This is a genomic window from Streptomyces wuyuanensis, assembly GCF_900103455.1.
Classification (GTDB): domain Bacteria; phylum Actinomycetota; class Actinomycetes; order Streptomycetales; family Streptomycetaceae; genus Streptomyces; species Streptomyces wuyuanensis.
The window spans coordinates 1-20,644 of record NZ_FNHI01000002.1 but is presented as its reverse complement, the minus strand read 5'-3'; the positions used below and the strand labels follow the sequence as shown (position 1 = coordinate 20,644).

Sequence of the window (20,644 nt, the reverse complement as noted above, 5' to 3'; positions counted from 1 at the left end):
CCACACGGCGAGAGGACTCCCGGAGTCGTACGACAGGTTCTGGCACGGGGCCGCGGCCCCGCGGGAGCTGACGGCGCTGCTGCGGAAGCTCGGGGTGATGGGCGGGAGGAGCGGCGGGCAGGGCGTCGCCGTCCCGCCGGGGTCGCCGTGGGAGGACGGCGGCGGCACCGCGTCACCCCGGTCCGGTGCGGCGCCGGCTGCCGGGCGGCACCGGCGACTGGGGGGCCATACCGGTGTCCAGCCGCGGGGGCGGTTCTCGGCGCTGCCCTGCGGCCCCTCGCCGCCCGCCTCCCCCACCGCGGGGGCCGGGGGGCGCCGGGGACGGGGACCGGGGCCGCGGCAGCGGCTTTCCGGATCCGTAGGCGGAGGCGATGCCCGCCCGTCGGGAGGCCACGCCCCCGTCGGTGCCAGCCGGGACGGGCCGGACGGCGCGCGCGGGGGCGGGTCCCGGCGCCGGCTCGAACCGGCAGACCCGGTCGGGTCAGGCCGGCAGGCCCGGGGCAGGGAACGCGGCCATCAGGTCGCCGACCTCGGCCCGGATCGTGGCCAGCGCGTCCTCGTCGCCGTTGCGGGCGGCGGCCACTCCACGGTCGATCCAGCCGGCGACGGCCGGCATGTGCTCCGCGGTGAGGCCGCGGGAGGTCAGGGAGGGCGTGCCGATGCGGATGCCGGAGGGGTCGAACGGCTTGCGCGGGTCGTAGGGCACGGTGTTGTAGTTGACCACGATCCCGGCCCGGTCCAGGGCCTGTGCCGCGACCTTGCCCGGGACCTCCCTGGAGGTGAGGTCGATCAGCACGAGGTGGTTGTCGGTGCCGCCGGAGACCAGCTCGAAGCCGCGGGCGAGCAGGGCCTCGGCAAGGGCCCTGGCGTTGGCGACGACACCGTGGGCGTAGTCGCGGAAGGAGGGCTGCGCCGCCTCGTGCAGGGCGACGGCGATGGCGGCGGTGGTCTGGTTGTGCGGCCCGCCCTGGAGGCCGGGGAAGACGGCCTTGTCGATGGCCTTGGCGTGCTCATCGCGGCACATCAGCATGGCGCCCCGAGGACCGCGCAGCGTCTTGTGGGTGGTCGTGGAGACCACGTCCGCGTGCGGGACCGGCGAGGGATGGGCGCCGCCGGCGATCAGGCCGGCGATGTGCGCCACGTCGGCGACGAGCACGGCACCGGCCTCGCGGGCGATCTCTCCGAACGCGCCGAAGTCGATGGTGCGGGGCAGGGCCGTGCCGCCGCAGAAGATGACCTTCGGCCGCTCCTTGAGGGCGAGTTCACGCACCTCGTCGTAGTCGATGAGACCGGTGTCCTCCCGGACGCCGTACTGGACGCCGCGGAACCACTTGCCGGTGGCGGAGACGCCCCAGCCGTGGGTGAGGTGGCCGCCCATGGGGAGGGCCATGCCCATCACGGTGTCGCCGGGCTCGGCGAAGGCGAGGTAGACCGCCAGATTGGCCGGGGACCCGGAGTAGGGCTGGACATTGGCGTGCTCGACGCCGAAGAGGGACTTGGCGCGGGCGACGGCGAGCAGCTCGACCTGGTCGATGTTCTGCTGGCCCTCGTAGTAGCGCCGCCCGGGGTAGCCCTCGCTGTACTTGTTCTGCAGGACGGTGCCGGAGGCTTCCAGCACCGCCTGGGAGACGTAGTTCTCGCTGGGGATGAGCCGCAGGGTGTCGGCCTGCAGCCGCTCCTCGGCGCCCACGAGCGCGGCCAGTTCGGGATCGGCGGCGGTGAGCGCGGGACGGCGGTCGGGCGTGGCGGGAACGGTCATGGCGTCCTCCGGGGCAGATGGCGGGTGCGTCCCGGGTGCCCAGGCGGGCGGCACCTCGCAGGTTCTGCCGCACACGGCTCCCCCGCGGTTCGTTCCGCGTACGCCAGTCGCCGTGCGTACCGCCCACCCTACTGGTGGTGCACCCGGGCCCGGCCACGGGTGCGCGAACGGCCGGGAAACGGGAAGCTCTCCGGCGAACCGCACCGGAAGCCCGATGTTTCTTCACCCGGTGACCGAGCGACGATAGAAAGGGGCACGCACCCGGCCCTGGTCCGATCGGGCGACCCACGCCGCAGTGGACCCACGCCGCAGTACGAACGGAGACCCCGTGTCTGCAACGGAGAGAGCCATCGCCTCCGCGGAGGCGCACAGCGCCCACAACTACCACCCGCTGCCCGTCGTCGTCGCGACGGCCGACGGCGCGTGGATGACGGACGTCGAGGGCCGCCGCTTCCTCGACATGCTCGCCGGGTACTCGGCGCTCAACTTCGGCCATGGCAACCGGCGCCTGATCGACGCCGCGAAGGCCCAGCTGGAGCGGGTGACGCTGACTTCGCGGGCGTTCCACCACGACCGGTTCGCCGACTTCTGCACCCAGCTCGCCGAGCTGTGCGGCATGGAGATGGTGCTGCCCATGAACACCGGGGCGGAAGCGGTGGAGACCGCCGTGAAGACCGCCCGCAAGTGGGGCTACAAGGTCAAGGGCGTCCCGCCCGGCCAGGCCAAGATCGTCGTCGCGGCGAACAACTTCCACGGCCGTACGACGACGATCGTCAGCTTCTCCACGGACGCGGAGGCCCGGGCCGACTTCGGTCCGTACACGCCGGGTTTCGAGATCGTGCCGTACGGCGATCTCACGGCCCTGCAGGCCGCGTGCAGCGCAAACACGGTGGCGGTGCTGCTGGAGCCGATCCAGGGCGAGGCCGGGGTTCTGGTGCCGCCGGCCGGCTACCTCGCCGGGGTGCGGCAGCTGACCCGCGAGCGGAACGTGCTGTTCATCGCCGACGAGATCCAGTCGGGCCTCGGCCGCACGGGACGCACCTTCGCCTGCGAGCACGAGGGCGTCGTACCCGACATGTACGTCCTCGGCAAGGCCCTCGGGGGCGGTGTCGTCCCGGTGTCGGCGGTGGTGTCCTCCTCCGAGGTGCTCGGGGTCTACCGGCCGGGTGAGCACGGCTCGACGTTCGGCGGCAACCCACTGGCCTGCGCGGTGGCGCTGGAGGTGGTCGCGATGCTGCGGACCGGCGAGTTCCAGCAGCGGGCGAGCGAGCTGGGCGACCACCTGCACCACGAACTCGGGCTGCTGGTGGGCGGTGGCGCGGTGGAGGCGGTGCGCGGACGCGGGCTGTGGGCCGGGGTCGACATCGCCGCCTCGCACGGCACGGGCCGCGAGATCTCCGAGAAGCTCATGGACCGCGGCGTCCTGGTCAAGGACACCCACGGCTCGACGATCCGGATCGCGCCGCCGCTGGTGATCAGCAAGGAGGACCTCGACTGGGGCCTCGACCAACTGCGCGCGGTGCTGGCGGACGAGTGAGCGGCGCGCGGGAGCGGAGCCCGGAACGCGATCCGGGAGGGGCGCCGGGGAGGGGTGTTCGGAAGGGCGCGGAATGACCCGGCCGTGAGCGACGGGCGGTGATCCGGGCCGGCACCGGCCGGGCCGGCACCGCCACGCTCGGCCGGCGCGGACGCGTCACTGCCACCCGCCGGCCCGGGGCCGGTGGGCCACCGAGTCGGGCCGGGCTCGGGCCGGGCCGAGTCGGGCCGGGCTCAGATGCAGGACTCACGGCCCGGGCTCAGAGGCGGCAGGGCGCGCGGCCCGGGCTGGGGCCGGACTCACGCCGGAGTCGGGACTCGGGCCGGACTCGGGACCCGGGCGGCCAACGGCCGGTCTCACGGCGGCGCGTCGGGGGAACCGGCCGCCGCCGGCGCCTTCTCACGGGGAGCCGCCCGTCAGGGGATCAGCCGCTGGGGAACAGGCCGCCGGAGGACCGGGCCTGCGGAGAAACAGGCCGGGGGGAGAGAAGCGGCCGTGGAGGACCGGCGGCCCTCAGAGGATCACGTGCGGCAGGAAGCGGGCGTACTCGTCCGTGACCAGTCCCGAGGACTCGCGGATGCCCAGCCCGGCCGCCTCGTTCTCGACGACCCAGGCGCCGAGCACCACCCGGTTCCCGCCGCCGGAACCATCGCCGCCGGGCGCCACCAGATCGGGGAGCGGCGCCAGCTCCTGGTAGCAGCACGGCTCGTCACGCACCTGGGGAGCCGTCCCCGGCTCATGGACCGTGATGCCCGAGCCCTCGCGCCCCAGGAGCGGTTTGGCGACCCAGCCGGTGGAGGCTGCGAGTTCGCGCGGGCCGTCGAGATAGGCGGGCAGCAGATTCGGGTGCCCGGGGTAGAGCTCCCACAGCACCGCGAGCAGCGCCTTGTTGGAGAGCAGCATCTTCCACGCGGGTTCGATCCAGCAAGTGCTGCCGGTGCCTCCGCCGTTGTCCAGGGTGTCCAGGACGTACGGGCCGAAACCGTCCGTGGTCAGCCACTCCCACGGGTACAGCTTGAAGCAGCTGCGGATGAACCGGAGCCGTTCGTCCACGAAACGGCCCGACAGCCTGTCCCAGCCGATCCGTTCCACGGACAACGCCTCGGTGGCCAGCCCGGCCTGCTGAGCGGTCTCGCGCAGATACGCGACCGTCATCAGGTCCTCGCCCAGTTCGTCGCCGTCGGAGTGCACGAAGTGCAGCGGACCGGGCGGCAGCAGCGGGGCCTGACGCCGCCATGCGTCGACCAGGCGCTCGTGCAGCGAGTTCCACTGGTCGGCGCCGGGGAAGCGGTCCTCCATCCAGAACCACTGGGGGCTGGCCGCCTCCACCAGCGAGGTGGGGGTGTCGGCGTTGTACTCCAGCATCTTGGCCGGTCCGGCGCCGTCGTAGCGCAGGTCGAACCGGCCGTACAGGGAGGGAAGTTCCGCGCGCCGCTGCCAGGACTGGGCGACGAGGCGCGCCAGCCGGGGGTCGGTGATGCCGAGGTCCCCGAAGCGGTCGTGCTCCACGATGTGGGCCGCGGCGGCGAGGCACATGGCGTGCAGTTCCTCGACGACCTCCTCCAGCGCCTCGACCTCGGGCAGCGAGAACTCGTAGTAGGCGCTCTCGTCCCAGTACGGCCGCAGGGAACCGTCCGGGTGGCGGGTGAGGGGATAGACGAGACCCTGCTCCTCGACGATCTGCTGCCAGCCGGGGCGGGGTTCGATGGTGTGCCGCTTCATGCCGCCGGGCCGCTCAGCCGCCGCCGGAACCGGAGCAGCCGAAGCCGCCGCGCTCCACCGCGGCCTTGTCGAAGCTGCCGCCCGACATCTTGCCGCCGGACTTGCTGCCGCCGTAGTAGTAGGTGCCGTTCCTGGTGCCGTTGTCGTCGTCGCACTCGTAGTTCGGCAGCACCTCACGGTTGATCGGGTCGACACAGCGCTTGTCGGGCTCCGAACCGCACGATGTGAGCGCCGCCGCGAGCACCCCCATACCGCCGAGCACGACCGTGCTCGACCTCAGCCTGCGACGTGACATCCTTCGGGCCTCCCCCTCGGCGTTCGGACACTTCCAGCCGGTCGATCCGCCGCCGGACAGACTAGGTGACTCCTCTCCCTCATGCATGAGGGGGCTTCTCGCTATGCCGGTGCGGCAGCACTTCCCGTCCGGCGCATTCTCCCTTGGCGGTGAGGACATGGAGGAACACCGCCCATCCGGCATCAGCGATCGAGCGGTTCAGCCCGGCCTTCACGGCGGCCGGTTGGGCAGGAAGCTGCCCGGCTGGTCCGGGTCCGGCTTCGGGGCCGGCGTCTTGTCGCCGGGCCAAGGATGTGTTTCCCTCCCCGGCTCAGGCCGGGGGGAAACCCACGCAGGATCAACGGATGGCGCCTGCCGATGTCCGCAACCCGGTCCGCGAACCCTCCCCGTCTAGAGTCGTTTTGTGATCTTTGGGATGCTCTGTGCGCTGAGTGCGTCGGTCTGCTACGGCACGGCCACCGTCTTCCAGGCCGTCGCGGCACGGGCGGCCGCCGGGCAGGGCGAGGGCGCATCGCGCCCGGGGGTGGACGCCGCGCTGTTCGTACGCGCCGTGCGCCAGTGGCGCTACCTGCTCGGGCTCGCCCTCGACGGGGCGGGGTTCTTGCTCCAGGTCGTGGCGCTGCGGCTGATTCCCATCTACGCGGTCGGCGCGGCGCTGGCGGCGAGCCTGGCCGTCACGGCGGTGCTCGCCACGCGCGTGCTGGCGGTGCGGCTGAGCCGGACGGAGTGGGGGGCCGTCGCGGTGGTCTGCGCGGGCCTGGCGATGCTGGGCTTCGCCTCGGGGCCGGAAGGCAGGGCGACCGCCCCGCCGTGGCTGGAGTGGGCGCTGCTCGGCACGGCAGCCGCCGTGCTGCTGGGCGGCGCGGCCGCGGGCCGGCTGCCCGGGCGCTCGCGTGCGCTGGTGCTGGGCGTGTGCGCGGGACTCGGTTTCGGGGTGCCGGAGGTGGCGGTCCGGCTGCTGGACCGGCCCTCCCTCACCGACCCGGCGCTGTACGCGCTGCTGCTGGGTGGTGCGGCGGCGTTCCTGCTGCTCACTTCGGCGTTCGCGCACGGCTCCGTCACCACGGCCACGGCGGGCATGGTCCTCGCGGAGACCATCGCCCCGGCGGTCGTGGGCGTGGTCTGGCTGGGCGACCGTACCCGCGAGGGCCTGGCGTGGCTCGCGGTCCTCGGCTTCGCCGTCTCGGTGGCCGGGGCGCTGGCGCTGGCCCGCTTCGGCGAGGTCCCGGCCCCGGCCTCGCCGATCGGCGCCGACGGGTCCCCACCCGGTGGCCGGAACCGCCCCTGAGCGGCCCCGGCACGGGCCGGACACCGGGGCCGGTCCCGGCTCACGCGGCTCACGGCTCACGGCTCACGGCGCCACGCTGACGGCGGACGGCGGCCCGCGTCGGTCCGGCCCAGCCGCTCACCGGCCGCGGCCGGGCGCCCGGCCGCCCAACGACCGGCGGCCCCGCCCCACCCGGTGCGGGCGCCTGTGCCCCGGCTCAGGGAAGGACCCGGCACAGGGCGTCCAGCGCTCCCGACCATGCGCTGTCCGCAGGGGTGCCGTAGCCGACGACGAGGGCGTCCGGACCCGGTGGGGTGGACGGGTGGTGGAATCGGCCGAGGCCGGAGACGGCGAGGCCCTGCCAGGCCGCGGCCTGGACGATCGCTCGTTCGGTACCCGGCGGGAGTTCCAGCACCGCGTGCATCCCGGCGGCGATCCCGCTCACCCGGATGTCCGGGGCGCGTTCCGCGAGCGCCTCGACGAGCTGGTCGCGGCGGCGCCGGTAGCGCAGCCGCATGGCCCGCACATGGCGGTCGTAGGCGCCGGAGGAGATGAACTCGGCCAGGGTCAGCTGGTCCAGCGTGCCCGAGGCCCAGTCCGACTCCCCCTTCGCAGCGACGACTTCGTTCACCAGCGCCTCCGGAAGGACCATCCACGCCAGCCGCAGCCCGGGGGCCAGGGACTTGCTCGCCGTGCCGAGGTAGACGACCCGCTCGGGGTCGAGTCCCTGGAGCGCACCGATGGGCTGGCGGTCGTACCGGAACTCCCCGTCGTAGTCGTCCTCCAGAATCAGCCCGCCCGTGCCGCAGGCCCAGTCGACCGCGGCGGTGCGCCGGTCCGGGGGCAGGGCGACGCCCATCGGGAACTGGTGCGCGGGCGTCAGCAGCACCGCGCCCGCACCCTTGAGGGAGGCGAGATCGCCGGTGCGGGTGCCTCGCTCGTCGAAGCGCAGTGCGGACAGCCGCAGGCCGGCGTCCGTCAGCCGCCTCCAGTGCGCGTCGAGCCCGTACGCCTCGACCGCCACCTCCCGTACCCGGCCCCTGAGCCCGGCCGACGGCGCTCCGGCCCGCAGCACCGAGGCGAGCAGCATCAGCCCGTGGACGTAGCCCGAGCAGATCACGATGCGGTCCGGGTCGGCGTACACACCACGAGCCCGGGCCAGATAGTCGGCGAGGACGGTACGCAGTTCCGTCCGTCCGCGGGGATCGCCGTATCCGAAGGCCTCGTGCGGCGCGTCGGTGATCGCGCGACGAGCCGCCCTGAGCCACTCTGCGCGCGGGAACGACGCGAGGTCCGGCGACCCGGGCATCAGGCTGTACGCCGGGCGGCCCCGTGCCGGTCCGGGGCGCGGCGGTGAGGGCGCCGGCCTGCGCGGGGGCGATCGCCGGGCGACGCGGGTGCCCGAGCCCTGCCGGGCGGTGAGCCACCCCTCGGCGACGAGCTCGGCGTAGGCGTCGGCGACGGTGTTGCGGGCGATGCCGAGATCGACGGCGAGCGTACGCGAGGAGGGCAGCCGGGTCCCGGGAGCGAGCCTGCCGCTGCGGACGGCGTCCCGCAGCGCGTCCATCAGCCCGGTCCGCAGGCCGGTGCCGCGCAGTTCGACGTGGAGGTCGGCGCCGGCGCCGGATCGAAAAGTGGCCCAGTCATTCGTCATGTAAATGGACCATAGCGCTGTGCCATGTGCGGAGTACGGTCGATGTCATGCCTGAGACCGAGAACGACCTGAACCACGAGCACAGCCCGCGCATGCAGTGGGCCAAGCACGCTCCCGAGGTGTACAAGGCGATGGTCAAGCTGGACGCGGCCGCCCGGCAGGGGGTCGATCCCACGCTGCTGGAGCTGGTGAAGATCCGCGCCTCCCAGCTCAACCACTGCGCCTTCTGCCTCGACATGCACACCAAGGACGCCCTGGCGGCCGGCGAGTCGGTGGACCGGATCATCCAGCTCGGCGCCTGGGAGGAGTCGCAGCACTTCTACACGGCCAGGGAGATCGCGGCGATCGAGCTGACGGACGCCGTGACGGTACTGACGGACGGGTTCGTCCCGGACGAGGTCTACGAGAAGGCCGCGAAGCACTTCGAGGAGGCGGAGCTGGCCCAGCTGATCGCGGCGATCGCCGTCATCAACACGTGGAACCGCTTCGGCGTGGCGACGCGGATGGTGCCCGGCCACTACACGCCCGGCCAGTCCAAGCACTGAGGGCCGCGGTGTCCGCGGCGGACTTCCGCGATCTGCACCACGGCCGGGCACCCGAGGACCCGCTGGTCCTGCCCGGACCGTGGGACGCGGTCAGCGCTCGGGTATTCGCCGACGCCGGCTTCCCGGCGCTGGCCACGCCGAGCGCGGCCGTGGCGGCTTCGCTCGGATACGAGGACGGAGGGACGCCGGCGGACGAGATGTTCGCGGCGGTCGCCCGGATCGTCCGGTCCGTGGACGTCCCGGTCTCCGCGGACGTTGAGGCGGGCTACGGCCTGCCGGCCGGGGAACTCGTGGCCCGCGTCCTGGAGACCGGCGCGGTCGGGATCAACCTGGAGGACTCCGATCCCGGCGAGGCGCTCGTGGAGCCACTGCGCCAGGCGGACCGGCTGGCGGAGATCCGCGCGGAGGCGGGCGACGCACTGTTCGTCAACGCGCGCGTCGACACGTTCCTGCTCGGGGTGTCCGACCCCGGCGCTGCCGCGATCGAGCGGGCGCGGCTGTACGTCGCGGCCGGTGCCGACTGCGTCTACCCGATCGGCGCTCCCATGGACGCGCTGCCGCGACTGCGCCGGGAGATCACGGGGCCGATCAACGCCGTGGCGTCCCCCGGCGCACCGGGCGCACCTGCCCTGGGCCGCCTCGGCGTCACCCGTGTCACCTTCGGCCCCGGCCTCCTGCTGCACACGCTCGACGCGCTCCGCGAGTGGTCGACGAGGCTGCGCGGCTGACCGCGGGCGCACCGGTCCGGCGGGCACCACCGCCTCGGCGGCAGCCGCCGGCCGGGGCGTGCGGAGCCGGCGGCCGCGCCGACCCGCACCGCTGACCCGGGCCCCGGGACCGGGGCGGGGCCCGGCGCGAACGACGCCGGGACCGGCGCCCCGTGGCCCCGCGACGCACCCGGTCCGTACGTGCGCGACACCCGGCGCCCAAAAAAGTGCCCGGGCGCGGGGCGCGGCCCTGACGCACAGGGGTCGCGCACCGCGCCCGGGCAGGGGCCGACGGGCCCCGGAGGCCCGTCAGCCCTACGTCACTTCTTGGGGAGCCACGCCTTCCAGGTCGCCTCGTTCTCCTTCACCCACTTCTCGGCCGCGGCCTCCGGCGACATCTTCTCGCCGGCGATCATCAGTGCGACCTCGTTCTGCTGCTCGGTCGTCCACTTGAAGTTCTTCAGGAACTCGGCGGCCTCGCCGCCCTCCTTCGCGAAGTCCGCGTTGAAGAACTTCTGCAGCGGCGTGTGGGGGTAGGCGCAGGCGACCTTCTTCGGGTCGGCGTCGCAGCCCTCCTTGTACTCCGGCAGCTTGATCTCGACCATGTCCACCTGGGCGTTCAGCCACTGCGGGGTCCACCAGTACGTCAGGAAGGGCTTCTTCTCCTTGGCGTACTTCTTGATGGCCGTGATCTGCGCGGCCTCGGAGCCCGCGTAGTTGGTCTTCAGGTTCAGCTTCAGATTGGCGATGATGGCGTCGTCGTTGGTGACGTAGTCGGGCGAACCCTCCAGCAGTTCGCCCTTGTCCCCGCTCTCCGCGGTCCTGAACTCCTCGGCGTACTTGTTGAGGTTCTTCCAGTCCGTCACGTCGGGGTGCTTGTCGGCGAAGTACTTCGGCACGTACCAGCCGATGTGCCCGGTGACGCCGAGGTCGCCGCCCTTGACGACGGTCTTCTTCGTCTCGACGTACTGCTTCTCCTCCTTGGGGTGGCCCCAGTCCTCGAGGATGCCGTCGATGTCGCCCTTGGAGAGCGCGTCCCAGGCCAGGACCTCCCCCATCTGCTGGGTCTTGACCTTGTAGCCGAGCTCCTTCTCGAGGATGTGCTTGGCCACGGCGACGTTCGCCTGGGCGCCGACCCAGGACGGAACGGTCAGCTTGACGGTCTTGTCGCCGCCGGCCTCGTTGCTCTTGCCGGTCTCGGCGGCGCCGCAGGCGGTGAGGGAGAGGACGCCGAGGGCTCCGGCGACGGCCACGGCGGTACGGAAGGTACGGACGGTGCGCATGGTGCTCCTGTCGAGAGATCCAGAAAGGTGGGTCAGCGGGGGGTGCGGGAGGTCCGCTGGGTGACGCGGTCCAGGACGAGCCCGAGGCAGACGATCGCGATCCCGGCCGTCATGCCGAGGCCCATCTCGCCCCGGGACAGGCCCTTGATCACGTCGTAGCCGAGCGCGCCTCCGCCGACGAGCCCGCCGACCACGACCACGGCGAGCACCAGCACGACGCCCTGGTTGACGGCGAGCTGCAGGGCCGGACGGGCCAGCGGCAGCTGGACGCCGAAAAGCTGCTGGCGCGTGGAGGCGCCGAGCGAGCGGGACGCCTCCACGGCCGCCGGGTCGACCTCGCGCAGACCCTGGGTGGTGATGCGCACGACGGCGGGCAGCGCGTACACGACGGCCGCGACGATCGCCGAGGTGCGGGTGGCGCCGAAGAGTGCGACGACCGGGATGAGGTACACGAACTGCGGCATCGTCTGCATGGCGTCCAGCAGCGGCCGCACCCAGCGTTCGAGTCGTCCGGCGCGGGCGCACAGCACGCCCGCGAGGAAGCCGAGCACCAGCGTGAGCACGAGCGCCGCGAGCACCTGGGAGAGCGTGTCCAGCGACTTGGCCCACACCCCGAGCACGCCGATCGCCGCCATCGCGGCGGTCGCCGTGACCGCGGAGACCCAGTTGCCGACGAGCCAGGCCACGGCGGCGACCAGCAGCAGTACGGACCACCAGGGCAGCCAGACCAGCACGTCCCGCAGCGGGTTCAGGACCCACAGGGTGAACTCGCGCGCCCAGACCTCGGTGAAGGTCAGGTTGGCGGTGATCCACTCCTGGGCCTTGTTGACCGGAGTGGAGATGTCGTACGTCCAGGCTTCGGGCCAGGTCGCGGTGCGTACGGCCGCCGCGGCCGCGACCGCGGCCGCCACCAGCGCCCACGCCCGGCCGCCGTGCAGCCAGCTCCCGGCGGGGGCCGGCACGCCGGCCCCGTTGCCCGCGGCCGCCGTCGTACGGTCCAGCCAGACCGCGATGAGGACGATCGGGAGACCCGCGGTGAACGCCTTGCCGACGTCCGTGGTCGACAGCGCCGAGTACACCTCCTCGCCGAGGCCTCCGGCGCCGACGAGCGCGGCGATGACCACCATGGACAGCGCCATCATGATCGTCTGGTTGAGGCCGAGGAGCATCTGCTTGCGGGCCAGCGGCAGTCGCGCGGTCCACAGACGCTGCAGGCCGCTCGCGCCGAGGGACGCGGACGCCTCCAGCGCCGCCGGGTCGGCCCCGCGCAGTCCGAGCGCGGTGAGCCGGGCCATCGGCGGGGCGGCGTAGATGACGGTGCAGAACAGCGCGGCGGGCGTCCCCGTACCGAAGACCAGCACGAACGGCAGCAGGTACGCGAAGGCCGGCATCACCTGCATGGTGTCGAGCACCGGGCGCAGGGCCCGGTCCACCCGGTCGGAGAGACCCGCGGCGAGACCGATCAGCGCGCCGAGCAGGGCCGCGACCGCGACCGACACCACCATCAGCGCGATGGTGAGCAGTGTGGCGTCCCACATCCCGAGCACGCCGCAGACGGCGAACGCGCCGAGCGCGGTCACCGCGGCGCGCAGCCCGCGCCGCCCCAGGCCGGCGGCCCGCCAGGCCACGAGCACCGCGGCGACCGTGACACCGAGCCAGCCGAGGGCGTCGAGCCCCTGGTAGACGGCGTCGACGGCGTCCGTGGCGGTGTTGGACAGGTGCAGCAGGAAGTACAAGAAGAGCGGGTGGGTGTCGCGGTTGTCGACGACCCAGTCGTTGGCCGCGTCGAGCGGCCCCGATATGTCGGCGGTCAGGCCGGCCGGCCAGCCGCCGCCACCGAGCAGGACGGCGCCGAGCACGAGGAGCGCGGCGAGGACACCGCCGCCCGTGAGCAGCTTGCGCCGGCGCCTTACGGCTTCGCGCAGGCCGCCGGAGTCCTCGGTGCGGGCGTCGCCGGCGGCGGTGCCGGCCTTGGAGACGGTGGTGACGGTGGCGCTCATCGGCCCCACCTCACGGTGCGGGCGGCCGGTTCGCGCGCGGGGCGGAACCCCGTGTGGACGGGCTTTCTCATGCCGCCACCCCCTGTGCCGGGACGCCGGCCACGACCGCGAGCAGCGCGGCGTGGTCCACGACGCCGAGGCAGCGGCCGTCCTCGACGACGCGGACGGGGCCGCCGGAGCGGGCGACCGCCTCGATCGCCTCGGAGACCGTCGCGCCGGGGGCGACCGCGGGGCCGCTCTCGGCCTCGGTCGCGTCGGCCGCGGGACGCATGGCCGTGCGGACGGTCATGACCTGCTCGCGTGGCACGTCGCGGACGAAGTCCCGCACGTAGTCGTCGGCGGGCGAGCCGACGATCTCCTCGGGGGTGCCGAGCTGGACGATGCGGCCGTCGCGCATCAGGGCGATCCGGTCGCCGAGGCGCAGCGCCTCGTTCAGGTCGTGGGTGATGAAGACCATCGTGCGGCCCTCCTCCCGGTGCAGCCGGATCACCTCCTCCTGCATGTCGCGGCGGATCAGCGGGTCGAGCGCGCTGAACGGCTCGTCGAAGAGGAGCACTTCGGGGTCGACGGCGAGGGCCCTGGCGAGGCCGACGCGCTGCTGCTGACCGCCGGAGAGCTGTCCCGGACGGCGCTCCTCCAGACCGGCCAGGCCGACCTTGGCGACGACCTCGGCGGCCTTGGCGCGCCGCTGGGCCTTGCCCACGCCCTGGATCTCCAGTCCGTAGGCGACGTTGTCGAGGACGGTGCGGTGCGGCAGCAGACCGAAGTGCTGGAAGACCATGGCGGCGCGGTGCCGGCGCAGCTCGCGCAGGCGTGCCTTGTCCATGGAGAGCACGTCCTCGCCGTCGATGGCGATCGACCCGGAGGTCGGTTCGATGAGCCGGGTCAGCGTGCGCACGAGCGTGGACTTGCCGGATCCGGAGAGTCCCATGACGACGAAGACCTCGCCCTTGCGCACGTCGAAACCGACGTCCCGCACGGCGGCCGTGCAGCCGGTGCGCTCGCGCAGCTCGGCGGGGCTCAGCGCGGCGAGCTCGGCCGAGCCGGGCACGCGGTCCGCCCGGGGCCCGAACACCTTCCACAGGCCGCGCACCGCGAACACGGGCGGTTCCAGGTCACCGGTGCCGTTGTCGCCGGCCGTTCCGGCGGCCTTGGTGTCGATGTCGATCGTTTCCTTGGTGTCGCCGTTCATCGCGCCTCATTTCCCGTCAGCGTCAGCAGATCCGCACATTTCTCGCCGACCATCAGCACCCCGATCATCGGGTTGACGGCCGGCATGGTCGGGAAGACGGACGCATCGGCGATCCGGATTCCGTCGAGCCCCCTGACTTTCAAGTCGGGGGCGACCACGGCCAGTTCATCGGCGGAGGAACCCATTCGGCAGGTGCCGGCCGGGTGGTAGACCGTGTGCGCGACCTTGCGCGCGTACTCGCTCAGTTCCTCGTCGCCCGTGATCTCCGGTCCGGGACAGACCTCCCGCTTGAGCCAGCCGGCCAGCGGCTCGGACTTCGCGATCTCCCGGGCGATCCGGATGCCGTCGACGAGGGTCCGGCCGTCGTAGTCGTCCTCGTCCGTGAAGTAGCGGAAGTCCAGGGCGGGCTTGACCTCGGGGTCCGCGCTGGTCAGGTAGAGGCGGCCACGGCTGCGCGGCTTGGGGATGTTGGGCGTCATCGACACGCCGTGCGCGGGCCGTTCGTAGCCCAGCCGCTCCGGATTGTCGGTGAACGGGATCTGGTAGAAGTGGAACATCAGGTCGGGGCCGCGCTCGTCGTCGTCGCGACGTACGAACAGGCCGGCGTCCGAGTCCATCGCCGAGTTCTCCGGGATCGGCCCGTGGGTCTCCCAGACGATCACCGACTCGGGGTGGTCGAGCAGGTTCTCGCCCACCCCCGGCAGATCGTGGACCACGGGGATGCCGAGGGCCTCCAGATCTCCCTCGGGCCCGATGCCGGAGTGCATCAGCAGCCGCGGGGTGTCCACGGCCCCGGCGCAGACGATCACCTCGCGCCGTGCCCGTACCAGCCGCTCCTCGCCGTCCTTCGTGCGGACGTGCACGCCGCGCGCCCGGGTGCCCTCCAGCTCCAGCCGGTACGCCCAGGTCTCCAGCAGCAGGGTGAGGTTGGCCCGTTCGTCCATCACCGGATGAAGGTAGGCCACCGACGCCGAGGAGCGCTTGTTGTTCTCGGGGTGGTACGCGAGGTCGAAGAAGCCGACGCCCTCGTGGAACGGCGCCTTGTTGAAGCCCTCGACGCGCGGCACGCCGAGCGCGGACCGGGCCGCCTCGACGAAGTCCCGCGCGATGGCGTTGCGGTCGGCCTCGTCGACCGGGACGACGTTGTTGAGCAGCTTGCCGAAGTACGGGTCCATGGCGGCGGCGTCCCAGCCGTCGGCCCCCGCCTCGGCCCATTCGTCCCAGTCGGACGGCAGCGGCTTGAAGGCGATGAGGGTGTTGTGGGAGGAGCAACCGCCGAGCACCCGGGCGCGGCTGTGCCGGATGTGCGAATTGCCGCGCGGCTGTTCGGTGGTGGGGTAGTCGTAGTCGAGCTCCCCGCCGAGAAGGCCCATCCAGCGGCGCAGGGTGAGGACGTCCTCGCGGTCGACGTCGCTCGGGCCGCCCTCGATGACGGCCACGGTGACATCCGGGTTCTCGGTCAGGCGGGCGGCGATCACCGATCCTGCGGTGCCGCCCCCGACGACGACGTAGTCGTACGCGTAATCGTGCTCGGTCATGGTGGTGGTTGCTCCTGCTCCCCGTGATCAGCCCGCGAACCAGCGCACGGGGCGCGGGGCGAGGTTCTGATAGATGTGCTTGGTCTCGCGGTACTCGGCGAGACCGGCGGGGCCGAGCTCCCGGCCGATGCCGGACTTGCCGAAACCGCCCCACTCCGCCTGAGGCAGGTACGGGTGGAAGTCGTTGATCCAGACGGTGCCGTGGCGCAGCCGCGCGGCGATCCGCCGGGCCCGGCCCGCGTCGCCGCTCCAGACGCCGCCCGCGAGCCCGTACTCGGTGTCGTTGGCGAGCGCGACGGCCTCGTCCTCGGTACGGAAGGTCTCCACGGTGAGGACCGGGCCGAAGACCTCCTCGCGCACGACGCGCATGGTGCGGTCGCACCGGTCGAGGACGGTCGGCCGGTAGAAGTAGCCCGGCCCGTCGGGCCGCTTGCCGCCGGCGCGCAGCACCGCGCCCTCCGCGAGGGCGGAGGCCACGTACTCCTCCGTCTTCGCCAACTGCTGGGAGGAGACGAGCGGTCCGCACTCGACGCCGTCGTCCGAGCCCCGGCCGAGCCGGATCAGCTCGGCACGGCGGGCGAGTTCGGCGACGAAGCGCTCGCGCAGCGACTCCTCGACGATGAGGCGGGAGCCGGCCGAGCAGACCTGGCCGCTGTGGATGAACGCGGCGTTCAGCGCCTGGTCGACGGCGGTGTCGAAGCTTTCGTCGTCCGTGCAGGCATCGGCGAACACCACGTTGGGGTTCTTGCCGCCGAGCTCCAGGGCGACCTTCTTGACGCTGTCGGCGGCGGCCCGCATCACCTTGGTGCCGCTGGCGAGTCCGCCGGTGAAGGAGACGAGGTCGACGTCGGGATGCTCCGCCAGGCGGGCGCCGACCGGGTCACCGGGGCCGGTGACGAGGTTGGCGACGCCGTCCGGGAGCCCCGCCTCCGACAGGAGGCGGATCAGCGCGACGGTGCTGAGCGGGGTGATCTCGCTGGGCTTGACGACGAAGGTGTTGCCCGCCGCGAGGGCCGGCGCGATCTTCCAGCTCGCCTGCAGCAGCGGGTAGTTCCACGGGGTGATCAGGCCGCACACGCCCACCGGCTCGTGCACGACCACGCTGTGGATGTCCGGCGAGCCGGCGTCCACGACGCGGCCGTTCTCGTTGACGACGAGATCGGCGAAGTAGCGGAAGGCATCGGCGACGCAGTCGACGTCGACGCGGCCTTCCTCCACCGTCTTCCCGGCGTCGCGGGCTTCCAGGCGCCCGAGTTCCTCGCGGTCCCGCTCCAGCAGCGCGGCGACCCGGCGCAGCAGCGCCGCCCGCTCGGCCACCGGCGTGCGGGGCCACTCCCCCTCGTCGAACGCCTTGCGCGCGGCGGCGATCGCGGCGTCGGTGTCCTCGGCCCCGCCCTCGGCCACCACCGCGAAGGGCGTGGCGTCGGCGGGGTCGAGGATTTCGCGCGTGGCGCCGGAGACGGCTTTGCGCCATTCTCCGGCCACGTGGATGGTCAGTTGTGCCGACACGTCGCGTTTCGCCTTCCGTTCCCGTTATGTCTCTCACCAGCAAGGACTGGCGAGCGGATCGCCTGCCCCGCGGGACGGAAAGCATGCGCAACGGGTGGCCGGAAGTAACGCGTGTCACTCTCCGGGGAAGTCGTCGCCCGGCTCGTCACGGACGGTGAGCCCGGCAAGCCGGACGGCGTTCGCCGCGGCGCGAGGGCGGGGCCGTACGGCGCATCCATCCGGCGTCGGGCGGTGATGAGGACAGGCCCGCGGGACCCCGGGACGACGCCTCTTGACTTCCGTCAAATCGGGAGGAAACTGGTTCTTACACCAGAAAACCGCAGAGAGCCGCACTCCCTCGGAAGAGACGTCTTGCCGGAGGGCGTGACCCGCTCGGCTCTGGCTAGGCCCCCGGCGAGAAGAGCGAGGACCAGCGCGATCGGCGACGACCGGAGCGCAGGAATCCGCCCGGATCACCGGGGACTGTTTTGTTTCCGGGGGCTTCCGCGTCTGCGTGGGGGCCCCGAAACGCCTGTGGGGCGCCGTGCGAACGCGCGGCGCCCCACAGGCGCATACCGGGTGCCGGTCGTCAGATGAGGCCGAGGCCGCGAACCGCCTCGCGCTCCTCCTCCAGCTCCTTCACCGACGCGTCGATGCGGGTGCGGGAGAACTCGTTGATGTCCAGGCCCTGGACGATCTCGTACTTGCCGTCCTTGCAGGTGACCGGGAAGGAGGAGATCAGGCCCTCCGCGACGCCGTAGGAGCCGTCCGACGGGATGCCCATGGAGGTCCAGTCGCCCTCGGCGGTGCCGTTGACCCAGGTGTGGATGTGGTCGATCGCGGCGTTCGCGGCGGAGGCGGCCGAGGAGGCACCGCGGGCCTCGATGATCGCGGCACCGCGCTTGGCGACGGTCGGGATGAAGGTGTCCGCCAGCCAGGCCTGGTCGTTGATGACCTCCGCGGCGTTCTTGCCCGCGATCTCCGCGTGGAAGACGTCCGGGTACTGGGTCGCGGAGTGGTTGCCCCAGATGGTGAGGCGCTTGATCTCGGAGACCGGGGCGCCGGTCTTGGCGGCCAGCTGCGACAGCGCGCGGTTGTGGTCGAGGCGGGTCATCGCGGTGAAGCGCTCGGCCGGTACGTCCGGAGCGGCGGCCTGCGCGATGAGCGCGTTCGTGTTGGCCGGGTTGCCCACGACGAGGACCTTGATGTCGTCCGCGGCGTGGTCGTTGATGGCCTTGCCCTGCGGCTTGAAGATGCCGCCGTTGGCCTCCAGCAGGTCGCCGCGCTCCATGCCCTTGGTGCGCGGGCGGGCGCCGACGAGCAGTGCCACGTTCGCACCGTCGAAGGCGACGTTCGGGTCGTCGGTGATGTCGATGCCCTGGAGCAGCGGGAAGGCGCAGTCGTCGAGCTCCATCGCCGTGCCCTCGGCGGCCTTCAGGCCCTGCGGGATCTCGAGGAGGCGGAGCCTGACCGGCACGTCCGCGCCGAGCAGTTGGCCCGAGGCGATGCGGAAGAGCAGCGCGTAGCCGATCTGGCCGGCGGCGCCGGTGACGGTGACATTCACGGGAGTGCGGGTCATGGCGATCTCCGTAAGACAGCTGGCGGTGGGGGTCCCTGCCCCTGGTGCTGGATATCTCCACCGTAGTGATCGGCCCCGCCGCGATCGACGCGATCGGCGTGATCGGCGCTTGCGGTGCCAAGGGGTGGCACGTACGCGCCGATCGGCACCGACGGCACCGATCGCGGTGATCGATCTCTCGACGTGAAGAGATATCCAGCGGTCAGGCTATCCGACCCGGGCCCCCCGGAACCCCCGGCCCCTTGTGGTGCGGCTCACTGGAGCGAACTACTGCTCCGTCGTGCAGCCCTTGGTGCCGGTCGTCAGCGTGGCGCACGCCTCGGCCTCGGCCTCGGCGGCCACGGCGACCATCGGGGTGTAGGCGTCCTTGTCCGCGTTGACGAGCCCGTTCTCGCTCTCGCCGCCGGCGCTTATCTGCACCTTGTCGCCCGCGGTGGCCTGGGTTATCCGCGCCCAGGCGGCCCCGCACGTCTTGCTGTAGCGCACCTCCACGAGGGCGGTTCCGACCGTCGCCCGGGAGGTGGTCGTGGCGAGTTGTCCGCCGCACCCCATGTTCTCGGGGTCCTGGCCCGTGCAGTCGGCGCCGAAGCACTTCACCCCGTCGGGCAGCTCCGGCGCGCTGGTGGTCGGCGCCGCCGAGGGCGACTTGGCCACGTCGTTCCCCGGCTCCTCGCCGCCACCGCCGAGGTCGGTCAGCAGCACCGCCGCCGCGATCACCAGCAGCGCACCGACGAGCCCCGCCAGGAACACCGTCGCCCTGCGCCGCCCCTTCGCCCGGCCCGGTCCGCCGGGCGAAGGGGCACCGGGGTGCGAGGGGGCCGTCCGGTTCCCGGCCCGCCCCGATCCGCTGCTGGGCTGGGCGGGGACGAAGGGCCGGTCGCGCGGGCCGTCGTCGTCCGGCGCGGCGGTGGTCAGCCCGCCGGAGCGGCCGCCGCGGCCGGCAGGCGCCGCCGGACCGTTCGGTCCGAACTCACCCAGCGCGGCCCGCGCCTGGGATATGCGTATGGCCTCCATCGTCATGTCGTGGCGCATCTCGGCGCGGCTCCAGGCGCGCTCGGCCAGCTCCCACATGGTCGTGAGATGGACCGGATTGGTACCGGTCACCTCGGCGAGGGCGACGATCGCGCCCTTGGGTGCGAGCAGCCGTCCGTTGAGAAAGCGCTCCCACGACGTCTTGCTGTAGCCGGTGCGGTCCGCGACGGCGGCGATGCTCAGCCCGCTGCGGTCGACGAGCCGGCGCAGCTGGCTCGCGAACTCCCTCACCTGCGGGTCGAGTTCTTCCGGTAGCGCCTTCCAACGAGGCATTGCCTCCCCCTTGTCCCCCGAATACGTGCCTGATGTGCCCCGCGCCGTGGTGCCCCCCGCCACGCCTCCGGGCCCGCGTCGTGCGGACTGCCCGGAGGGATGCGCGAAGCCAGGATGACAGTTCCTGGCGTCGGGGCGCACGGGGGCATTCGGGACGATGCCGTACCCCCGTGTGCGCCGCCGTTCCGAAAGCCGGCCTCAGTCTCGCATCCGTTGCCCGACGATCACACCATGGCGGAACGGTCACTTCCGTGCCACAGGCCCCGGTCGCCTCTTGTGACTGTTTGGCGCGTGCATGACTCTGAATCACGCGACGGCGTCCGTCCTCCTCGGGGGAGGGGACGGCCGCCGTCGCCCCGCGGGAACGGGAGCGGATTCGGCTCGTCCGGCGGTACGCGAACGGCAAATGGAGCGCTAGCTGTTCTGTCCCGGGAGGTTGTGGACGGGTGATGCAGGTCTCGGCTGAGGGATCTTGAAATGGGTGAGGGCCTTCTGGCCTGGTGTGGATTGCGACATCTGCACCGGCGACCAGAAAGGCCCTCGTGCCCCACCGTAATGCACCCCTGACCGAGACCGGACGGCTGCGTCTGGCCCGCTGCGTGGTCGAGGACGGCTGGCCGCTGCGCCGGGCGGCCGAGCGTTTCCAGGTCTCGCCGACCACGGCCCAGCGGTGGGCGGACCGCTACCGCAGGTTCGGCAAGGCCGGAATGACCGACCGGTCGTCCCGCCCGCACACCAGCCCGCGCCGGACGCCCACGAGGACCGAACGGCGG

General features: G+C 72.6%; 16 protein-coding genes, 1 pseudogene and 1 riboswitch. Of the genes and pseudogenes, 5 read left to right on the top strand and 12 right to left on the bottom strand.

The features are described from left to right. Nucleotides 1-481: 481 nt before the first annotated feature. On the bottom strand, nucleotides 482-1,759 hold the full coding sequence (locus BLT82_RS03180) for a serine hydroxymethyltransferase (protein WP_093652265.1): 1,278 nt from the start codon (nucleotides 1,757-1,759) through the stop codon (nucleotides 482-484). A gap of 30 nt (nucleotides 1,760-1,789) precedes the next feature. Then, a riboswitch (ZMP/ZTP riboswitch) is annotated at nucleotides 1,790-1,880 on the bottom strand. Between the two features lie 207 nt (nucleotides 1,881-2,087). Between BLT82_RS03180 and rocD the strand changes: the two genes are divergently transcribed. Beyond that, nucleotides 2,088-3,296: an ornithine--oxo-acid transaminase gene (rocD, locus tag BLT82_RS03175; RefSeq protein ID WP_093652264.1), complete on the top strand. Its 1,209-nt coding sequence runs from the start codon at nucleotides 2,088-2,090 to the stop codon at nucleotides 3,294-3,296. 513 nt (nucleotides 3,297-3,809) lie between these two features. Here the strand turns inward: rocD and BLT82_RS03170 are convergent. From BLT82_RS03170 to BLT82_RS37710, 3 genes and pseudogenes are all read right to left on the bottom strand, one after another. Continuing rightward, nucleotides 3,810-5,018 (bottom strand): glutathionylspermidine synthase family protein, encoded by a 1,209-nt coding sequence (locus BLT82_RS03170; protein WP_093652263.1) that lies wholly within the window; start codon nucleotides 5,016-5,018, stop codon nucleotides 3,810-3,812. A gap of 13 nt (nucleotides 5,019-5,031) precedes the next feature. After that, complete coding sequence (locus tag BLT82_RS03165; protein WP_093652262.1) at nucleotides 5,032-5,313, bottom strand: hypothetical protein; 282 nt, start codon at nucleotides 5,311-5,313, stop codon at nucleotides 5,032-5,034. A gap of 79 nt (nucleotides 5,314-5,392) precedes the next feature. After that, nucleotides 5,393-5,589 (bottom strand): annotated as a pseudogene (locus BLT82_RS37710) (RNA-guided endonuclease TnpB family protein); the annotation flags it as partial. 127 nt (nucleotides 5,590-5,716) lie between these two features. On the opposite strand from BLT82_RS37710, the gene BLT82_RS03155 reads away from it, so the two are divergent. Next, the gene (locus BLT82_RS03155) at nucleotides 5,717-6,601 is read left to right on the top strand and encodes a DMT family protein (RefSeq protein ID WP_342029391.1); all 885 of its coding nucleotides are present in this window, start codon (nucleotides 5,717-5,719) and stop codon (nucleotides 6,599-6,601) included. A 196-nt stretch (nucleotides 6,602-6,797) separates the two neighbouring features. On the opposite strand, the gene pdxR is transcribed toward BLT82_RS03155, so the two are convergent. Beyond that, entirely contained in the window at nucleotides 6,798-8,234 is a 1,437-nt protein-coding gene (pdxR, locus tag BLT82_RS03150) for a MocR-like pyridoxine biosynthesis transcription factor PdxR (RefSeq protein ID WP_093652260.1), read from the bottom strand. A 47-nt stretch (nucleotides 8,235-8,281) separates the two neighbouring features. On the opposite strand from pdxR, the gene BLT82_RS03145 reads away from it, so the two are divergent. Continuing rightward, the gene (locus tag BLT82_RS03145; RefSeq protein WP_093652259.1) at nucleotides 8,282-8,779 is read left to right on the top strand and encodes a carboxymuconolactone decarboxylase family protein; all 498 of its coding nucleotides are present in this window, start codon (nucleotides 8,282-8,284) and stop codon (nucleotides 8,777-8,779) included. A gap of 8 nt (nucleotides 8,780-8,787) precedes the next feature. After that, nucleotides 8,788-9,507, top strand: coding sequence for an isocitrate lyase/PEP mutase family protein (locus tag BLT82_RS03140; protein WP_093652258.1), 720 nt, complete (start codon nucleotides 8,788-8,790; stop codon nucleotides 9,505-9,507). A gap of 299 nt (nucleotides 9,508-9,806) precedes the next feature. On the opposite strand, the gene BLT82_RS03135 is transcribed toward BLT82_RS03140, so the two are convergent. The 7 genes from BLT82_RS03135 to BLT82_RS03105 form a co-directional block, all read right to left on the bottom strand. Beyond that, a complete protein-coding gene (locus BLT82_RS03135) occupies nucleotides 9,807-10,769 on the bottom strand; it encodes an ABC transporter substrate-binding protein (RefSeq protein ID WP_093652257.1) in 963 nt (320 codons plus the stop codon). 32 nt (nucleotides 10,770-10,801) lie between these two features. After that, nucleotides 10,802-12,769: an ABC transporter permease gene (locus BLT82_RS03130; protein WP_093652256.1), complete on the bottom strand. Its 1,968-nt coding sequence runs from the start codon at nucleotides 12,767-12,769 to the stop codon at nucleotides 10,802-10,804. Between the two features lie 67 nt (nucleotides 12,770-12,836). Then, nucleotides 12,837-13,961, bottom strand: coding sequence for a quaternary amine ABC transporter ATP-binding protein (locus BLT82_RS03125; protein ID WP_167745949.1), 1,125 nt, complete (start codon nucleotides 13,959-13,961; stop codon nucleotides 12,837-12,839). After that, nucleotides 13,958-15,499, bottom strand: a complete 1,542-nt coding sequence (locus BLT82_RS03120; RefSeq protein ID WP_093652255.1) for a GMC family oxidoreductase — start codon at nucleotides 15,497-15,499, stop codon at nucleotides 13,958-13,960. The genes BLT82_RS03125 and BLT82_RS03120 overlap by 4 nt, the downstream gene beginning before the upstream one ends. 27 nt (nucleotides 15,500-15,526) lie before the next feature. Then, nucleotides 15,527-17,008: an aldehyde dehydrogenase family protein gene (locus BLT82_RS03115; RefSeq protein WP_093652254.1), complete on the bottom strand. Its 1,482-nt coding sequence runs from the start codon at nucleotides 17,006-17,008 to the stop codon at nucleotides 15,527-15,529. A gap of 568 nt (nucleotides 17,009-17,576) precedes the next feature. Continuing rightward, on the bottom strand, nucleotides 17,577-18,566 hold the full coding sequence (locus BLT82_RS03110) for a malate dehydrogenase (protein ID WP_093652253.1): 990 nt from the start codon (nucleotides 18,564-18,566) through the stop codon (nucleotides 17,577-17,579). A 267-nt stretch (nucleotides 18,567-18,833) separates the two neighbouring features. Next, nucleotides 18,834-19,871 (bottom strand): helix-turn-helix domain-containing protein, encoded by a 1,038-nt coding sequence (locus tag BLT82_RS03105; RefSeq protein ID WP_093652252.1) that lies wholly within the window; start codon nucleotides 19,869-19,871, stop codon nucleotides 18,834-18,836. Nucleotides 19,872-20,413: 542 nt separating this feature from the next. Here BLT82_RS03105 and BLT82_RS03100 point away from each other — a divergent pair. Beyond that, a partial coding sequence (locus tag BLT82_RS03100) for a leucine zipper domain-containing protein (RefSeq protein WP_143041469.1) occupies nucleotides 20,414-20,644 on the top strand: 231 nt, incomplete at its 3' end.